Consider the following 6,544-nt stretch of genomic DNA (forward strand, 5'->3'; position numbering starts at 1 on the left):
AAGAAAAGGGCCGGCTCGCATGCCGGCCCCTGAAGGAGCGAAACGTGATCAGCTCATCAACCGTCGTCAACGCTGTGGTGGAAAAGCTGCGTCAAGCCCTCGCCCGTGGCCAATGGCGCAGTGGCGACATGCTCCCAGGCCAGCGAGAACTGGCCGAACAACTGGGCATCAGCCGCCCGAGCCTGCGTGAGGCGGTCATCGTGCTCGAGACCCTTGGGCTGGTGCGCGCTTTGCCTGGCAAAGGTGTACTGGTGCTGGATGCCGAGCCAACTGCCTCGGCTTCGGCGCCCACTAGCAGTGCACAGGCCAGCCTCGCCGATGTGCTGGAGCTGCGTTACACCCTCGAACCCTTCATCGTCGGACTGGTGGCTCAGTCGGCCAACAGCCAGGACATCGGCCAGCTACGGCTGACCCTGATGGATATGCGTGAAGCCTTGGAGGCCGATGACAGCGAAGCAGGCATGAACGCCTACATTGCCTTCCACCAGGCGCTGTTTGCCCTGACCACCAACCCGATCTTCCAGAGCGTAGTGGAGCAAACGGGAAATGCCCTGAAACAAAGCGCCGACATGCTGCGCAATTCGCCCGAGCACCTGGCTGCCCGGCTCAAGGAAAATGAAGCCGTGGTGCGCGCGATCCGTGAGCGCAACAGCACACAAGCCAGCGCCCAGATGCGCCAACACATTCTTGCCGAGGGTTCGCGCATGGGCATTGCGCTCAATGTTCCTGACGAACATCGGCACCCATAATCCAGGAGAGCGACCATGAATGGTACACATCGCCTGCCCGATCTGCTTGCAGCCGGTGAGACCCGACTTTCTGCTGAACAGATCTACCCACGGTTGTTCGATGCCATTCTGGAGCAGCGCCTGCCGCCTGGCACCTTGCTGCCAGAGCAAGCGCTGGGCCAGGCATTCGGCGTGAGCCGCACGGTCATCCGCCGGGTGTTGGGCCGCTTGAGCGACCAGCGGGTAGTGGTGCAACGTCCAAGCCACACGGCTCACTTGGCTGCGCCCGATCCTAATCAGGCGCGCCAGGTACTGAGCGCGCGGCGGCTTGCCGAGACCACGCTGATTACCCTGGCCGCCGAGCGCGCCCGTCCCGGGCAACTCAAGCAGCTACGCCAATTGGTCGAGCGTGAACGCATGCACCATGAAAAAGGCGAACGCTGCGCCGCTATACGTCTGGGTGGGGAGTTTCATCTGAAACTGGCCCAGATGGCTGCCAATGAACCGTTGTCGCGCTTTCTCAATGGGTTGGTGCCCATGACGTCCCTTATCATCGCGCGCTACGAGTCACCGTGCTGTGACCATTGCGCCTGGCAAGAACATGCAGCGCTGATCGACGCGCTCGAGCGAGGCGATGCACAGGCAGCCCTCGCCCTGATGAACGAGCATCTTGACCGGCTTGAAACCAAGCTCCGACTGGACTGAGCCGGGTTGGTCGTCAAGGCCTACTGACAGCGGCGCCTCACGTTGCAGCCATTGCCGAACTGGGCAGGCCGAATAGTTTGTCGAAGGCCCAGTTGTAGACGAAGGTGTAGCAAGGCACCAGCACGATGAATGCCATGTCCACCAACAGTGCATCGACCAGACTCATGTCCAACCACCACGCGATCAGCGGAATCAGGTAGATCACGAGGGTCAGCTGAAACCCTACTGCGTGCACTACGCGCCTAGCCACGCTGCGCCCTCGTGTGGCTTGCCGGCTTTCCCAATACTCAAACAACGTGTTGTAGATCAGGTTCCAGATCATGGCGATGGTCGTGATCATCACCGCGAGCGGACCCGTGTGAGAGGCCTGGGTATCGGACAGGTAGGCCAAGCCCAAGGTGGACATGCACAACCCAATCAACTCATAGAACGTTACATAAACCAGTTTGCGCTTCAAACCCTGCACTGCATCGACCTCATTCAAATAGCGTGGGCCGGGTATAGTGAGTCATTAGATCTGACAGCAAAAGTTAGCAGCTTTCAGCCTGACTGACAGGAGAAGCGTATGTCATTTAACAGTGAAACCATCCAGGTCTTTCTCACCGTCCTGGACAGAGGCTCGTTTTCTGCTGCCGCGCGCAGCCTGCAGCGCGTGCCCTCGGCAATCAGCATGGCAATTGGCAACCTGGAGGCCGAGCTGGGTTATGACCTGTTCCAGCGCGGACCTCGCGAGGTTCGCCCCACAGCCCAGGCCCTGGCACTTGAGCCCCATGCGAGGTTGATTGCCGAGCAGTTGGGTTTGCTGCAAGTCCATGCTGTAGAGCTTTCCCAAGGCCTGGAGAGCAACCTCACGTTGGCGGTTGTTCCAGATGTTGACCAGCGGCCCTTGATAGCTGCCATTGCCGAGGTCGGCGAACGTTATCCATTGCTGGAAATAGCGATACTGAGTGCGCCGCAAGAACAAGCGTTGGGTTTGCTGGACAGTGGTCGGGCAGACCTGTGCGTGGCATTTGCAGGGCTTCAAGTTGACCCGCAGCGCGGGTTTCAGCTGATGGGTGTCGAGTCTCTGGTGGCGACCCTCGCTCCCCATCACCCGGCCGCACGGCCTGGTGCAATCCAGAACCTCGAAGACCTTACAGCCGTGCGGCAGATCCTGGTACGCAGCCGCGACCTGCCATTGAGCGATCCGCGCATGGTCATTGGTGCCACGCATTGGACGACTGACAGCTTCGATATCGCCCTGCAGATGGTCGAGGCAGGCCTGGGTTGGGGTGATCTGCCGCTGTCCAGGGTCGCGCCTCTACTGGACGCGGGCCGCCTGCAACGTCTGACCTTCCATAACACGCGCAATGAGCTGCAACTCCCGGTGCATGTGTTCTGGCGCAAGCAGCAACCGTTGCTGAAAGCTGCAAGGATGCTGGTCGAGCGGCTGGCCTTGAGGTGATCGCCGCTTGTCGAAAGCTGTGAGAAATTTCCGTAGGCGTATCAACCTTTTATCCGCCACGCCGATACCCCTTTCGACAGGGCTGATAGCGCACCACACCCGCGCTGCGCCCTCCCGTTAATGGCTCAAGGTCTCGAAACATGAACCTGAAATTTCGCCACAAGATTCTGCTCAGCGCCAGCGGCGTAGTAGTATTGGCATTCGCCTTGTTCACGCTGTACAACGATTACCTGCAACGCAATACGATCCGGCAGAACATCGAGGCTTCGGTCGAACAATCCGGCGCATTGACCGCCAGCAGCGTGCAGAACTGGATGAGCGGGCGCATTCTCGTGCTGGAAAACCTTGCGCAAGACATTGCCCAGCTTGGAACGGGGGATACCCTCGCAGGCTTGGTGGATCAGCCTTCCTATACACGCAACTTCCTGTTCACCTACATGGGCCAGGCCAACGGGGTGTTCACGCAGCGCCCGGATGCGCAAATGCCTGCCGACTACGATCCACGTAAACGCCCTTGGTACAGCGCAGCTGCCAATGCCGGCCAGACCCTGCTGACCCCACCCTATCAAGCGGCCGTGGGTGGCTTGGTGGTGACGGTAGCCATCCCGGTCAAAAGTCGGTCCAATGGCGAGCTATTGGGCGTGGTGGGCGGCGACGTCAGCCTCGATACGCTGGTCGAAATCATCAACAGTGTCGACTTTGGCGGCATAGGCCACGCGTTTCTTACCGACAGCGACGGCCAGGTGATCGTCAGCCCCGACAAAGACCAGGTCATGAAAAACCTGAAGGACATCTACCCTGGCGCCAATCTGCGCGTAGCACCGGGTATGCAGGACGTCGTGCTCAATGGCCAGGAACGTTTGATTTCGTTTGCGCCGGTAGCGGGCCTGCCCTCGGCCAAGTGGTACATCGGTCTTTCGATCGACAAGGACAAGGCTTATGTAGCCCTGAGCCAGTTCCGTACTTCGGCGCTGATTGCCATGCTCATCGCGGTCGCTGCTATCGCAGGCCTGCTTGGCTTGCTGATTCCTGTGCTGATGCGCCCCTTGACCACCATGGGTCGTGCCATGCGTGACATCGCCGAAGGCGAAGGTGACCTGACCCGCCGGCTGGCGGTGCAGCATCAGGATGAGTTCGGCGAGTTGGCCACCTCCTTCAACCGCTTTGTCGAGCGTATCCATGCCTCCATCAGCGAGGTGTCGTCGGCCACACGACTGGTCCACGACCTGTCTGAAAAAGTCGTCAGCGCTTCCAATGCGTCCATCAACGGCTCTGAAGAACAAAGCATGCGCACCAACAGCGTGGCAGCAGCGATCAATGAACTGGGTGCCGCGACCCAGGAAATCGCGCGTAACGCAGCTGATGCATCGCAGCATGCGAGCGGCGCCAGTGAGCAGGCCCACGATGGCCGTGCCGTGGTGGAGGAAGCGATCAGCGCCATGACCTCGCTGTCGCAACGCATCAGCGAATCGTGCGCACAAATCGAAACCCTGAACGCCAGCACCGATGAAATCGGCAAGATCCTTGATGTGATCAAGGGCATTTCTCAGCAAACCAACTTGTTGGCCTTGAACGCGGCCATCGAAGCCGCTCGTGCAGGCGAGGCCGGCCGTGGCTTTGCCGTTGTGGCCGATGAAGTGCGAAACCTTGCCCACCGTACGCAGGAATCGGCCGAGGAAATTCATCGAATGATCACTGGCCTGCAGGTAGGCTCACGCGAGGCGGTGCATACGATGAATACCAGCCAGGTTTCCAGTGAGCAAACCGTCCAGGTAGCCAACCAGGCAGGTGAGCGCCTTGCCAGCGTCACTCAGCGCATCGGCGAAATCGACGGCATGAATCAGTCAGTGGCCACTGCCACCGAAGAACAGACTGCCGTAGTGGAAAGCCTCAACCTGGATATCACCCAGATCAATGCCTTGAATCAGCAGGGCGTGGAAAACCTCAATGAAACGCTGCGCCATTGCGATCAATTGGCCCAGCAAGCCGGCCGATTGAAGCAACTGGTGGGTAGCTTCCGAATCTGACGATCAGGGTCGTATCGGGGGCAGCTCCTTAAGCAGGGTTGCCCCAGTTATAACCTAATAACGAACAAGTCTATTTAGCTATAAAAAAATCTATATGCTGGCTGCATCCGATAACGGGCAAAGCTGGGCAGTCGAGTAGCGTATGGATGTAGGTTCTTTCGGTTTTACCATTGCAGGATTGGTCGTAGGCTTCATTGTTGGCATGACGGGTGTAGGCGGTGGCTCGCTCATGACGCCAATCCTGCTGTGGTTCGGGATTAACCCGGCAACGGCAGTAGGCACCGACCTACTCTATGCGGCGATCACCAAGGCCAGCGGCGTGTGGGTGCATGCGCGCAACAAGAACATCGACTGGAAGATCACGGGGCTACTGAGCCTCGGCAGCGTTCCCGCCGCTGCACTGACGTTGTGGTTCCTCAGTACGCTTCACACCGACACCACGGCGGTAAATGCGATTATCAAGCAGGGCCTGGCCGTTGTATTGATCCTCACAGCCTTGGCTATCTTGTTTAAATCGCGTCTGCAGGCATTCGCCAGCCGCCATGCCGGTGACCATTACCATCTGAGCGATCGTAGCCTCAATACTCTGACTGTTCTGACCGGGGTGGTGTTGGGTGTCATGGTAACGCTCACTTCCATCGGGGCTGGCGCCCTGGGCACCGTCGCGCTCTTCCTGCTCTACCCTTCTCTGATCACACGACGCTTGGTGGGTACCGAGATAGCCCACGCCGTCCCGCTCACGCTGGTGGCTGGGCTGGGTCATGCGGGCATGGGTAACATGGACTGGTCATTGCTCGGCTACCTGCTGCTGGGTTCACTGCCAGGTATCTACCTGGGTAGCCATCTGACTGGGCGCATATCGGACCGAGTGCTGCGCCCATGCCTCGCTACGATGCTGCTGTTGATTGGCTATAAGCTGGCGTTCTGAGGGCAGTTGATCCGCAACCGCCACTGCCCGCTGAAGCTTAACTCGATGCGTGACAACGGCAGGACATCGATACGTTGTCCTGCCGTCATTGGGCAGCCCAGCACCTGTACCAATACTGCACGCATGACCATTGGGTGAGTGACCGCGGACCATTCGCCCGGCCAATCAAAATCTCCTAGCCAAGCGCTCATGCGTTGGCAAAGCGTCTGAAAGGACTCCCCTCCATGTACCTCGCTCGCGGGGTTCTCCAGCCAGTCGGCCAAGGCCGACGGCTGCTCGGCTTGTAGGCGCTTCAATGGCAGCCCTTGCCATCGCCCCATGTCGCAATCCGCCAATCCTGACGCAATCTTTGCATCACCCCAGGCCAGGGCGGTTTGCTGAGCGCGTTGTTCCGGCGCTGTGAGGATCTGAGATCCGCCGTGCGGTACGCTGCGGTGGGGCATGGACACCAGTGAGTCTGCCGGCTCAGGGAAATATCCGCGCTTTTGGGCCAGCGTTAATCCATGGCAGATCAGGGTAAGGCGAGTGGCTTTCACCTTGTAGGCCTCGGGTGTAGGAATGAACAGGTTAACAGGGAAGGCGACTGTTCTAATGACCTCGTCAGGATCGGCTTAGCGTGCACAAGGTGATTCATTGGCCTAAGGCATTTATTATCGTCAAACGTCCTGAGCACGGTCACATGAGTACACAGCATTGAGATTTTTCACAGCCC

The 6,544-nt window shown here is 59.0% G+C and carries 7 protein-coding genes and 1 pseudogene; 6 read left to right on the plus strand and 2 right to left on the minus strand.

What is annotated here, in order from left to right:
• Positions 1-44 precede the first annotated feature (44 nt).
• The gene (locus PFU01S_RS07985) at positions 45-749 is read left to right on the plus strand and encodes a FadR/GntR family transcriptional regulator (protein ID WP_027914579.1); all 705 of its coding nucleotides are present in this window, start codon (positions 45-47) and stop codon (positions 747-749) included.
• A 15-nt stretch (positions 750-764) separates the two neighbouring features.
• Positions 765-1,433 carry a GntR family transcriptional regulator gene (locus tag PFU01S_RS07990; protein WP_027914578.1) on the plus strand — a complete coding sequence of 223 codons (669 nt, stop codon included), beginning with the start codon at positions 765-767 and terminating at the stop codon, positions 1,431-1,433.
• A gap of 37 nt (positions 1,434-1,470) precedes the next feature.
• Here the strand turns inward: PFU01S_RS07990 and PFU01S_RS07995 are convergent, their stop codons facing one another.
• Positions 1,471-1,899, minus strand: coding sequence for a PACE efflux transporter (locus PFU01S_RS07995; RefSeq protein ID WP_027914577.1), 429 nt, complete (start codon positions 1,897-1,899; stop codon positions 1,471-1,473).
• 99 nt (positions 1,900-1,998) lie between these two features.
• On the opposite strand from PFU01S_RS07995, the gene PFU01S_RS08000 reads away from it, so the two are divergent.
• The 4 genes and pseudogenes from PFU01S_RS08000 to PFU01S_RS08010 all read left to right on the plus strand — a co-directional run bounded on the left by PFU01S_RS08000 (position 1,999) and on the right by PFU01S_RS08010 (position 5,832).
• A complete protein-coding gene (locus PFU01S_RS08000; RefSeq protein ID WP_027914576.1) occupies positions 1,999-2,877 on the plus strand; it encodes a LysR family transcriptional regulator in 879 nt (292 codons plus the stop codon).
• A 140-nt stretch (positions 2,878-3,017) separates the two neighbouring features.
• Positions 3,018-4,049, plus strand: a pseudogene (locus PFU01S_RS22875) (HAMP domain-containing protein); the annotation flags it as partial.
• 114 nt (positions 4,050-4,163) lie between these two features.
• A complete protein-coding gene (locus PFU01S_RS22880) occupies positions 4,164-4,904 on the plus strand; it encodes a methyl-accepting chemotaxis protein (RefSeq protein WP_371259668.1) in 741 nt (246 codons plus the stop codon).
• 142 nt (positions 4,905-5,046) lie between these two features.
• Positions 5,047-5,832 (plus strand): sulfite exporter TauE/SafE family protein, encoded by a 786-nt coding sequence (locus PFU01S_RS08010; protein ID WP_027914574.1) that lies wholly within the window; start codon positions 5,047-5,049, stop codon positions 5,830-5,832.
• Here PFU01S_RS08010 and PFU01S_RS08015 read toward each other — a convergent pair.
• Entirely contained in the window at positions 5,814-6,368 is a 555-nt protein-coding gene (locus tag PFU01S_RS08015) for a histidine phosphatase family protein (RefSeq protein WP_027914573.1), read from the minus strand. The two genes, PFU01S_RS08010 and PFU01S_RS08015, sit on opposite strands and share 19 nt — an antisense overlap.
• Positions 6,369-6,544: the final 176 nt, after the last annotated feature.

This window comes from Pseudomonas fulva NBRC 16637 = DSM 17717 (assembly GCF_000730565.1).
GTDB classification, from domain to species: domain Bacteria; phylum Pseudomonadota; class Gammaproteobacteria; order Pseudomonadales; family Pseudomonadaceae; genus Aquipseudomonas; species Aquipseudomonas fulva.

Coding starts and splice junctions, on each gene's coding strand:
- PFU01S_RS22880 (WP_371259668.1), top strand. CDS start 4,164: ATGCGCACCAACAGCGTGGCAGCAGCGATCAATGAACTGGGTGCCGCG.
- PFU01S_RS07990 (WP_027914578.1), top strand. CDS start 765: ATGAATGGTACACATCGCCTGCCCGATCTGCTTGCAGCCGGTGAGACC.
- PFU01S_RS08010 (WP_027914574.1), top strand. CDS start 5,047: ATGGATGTAGGTTCTTTCGGTTTTACCATTGCAGGATTGGTCGTAGGC.
- PFU01S_RS08000 (WP_027914576.1), top strand. CDS start 1,999: ATGTCATTTAACAGTGAAACCATCCAGGTCTTTCTCACCGTCCTGGAC.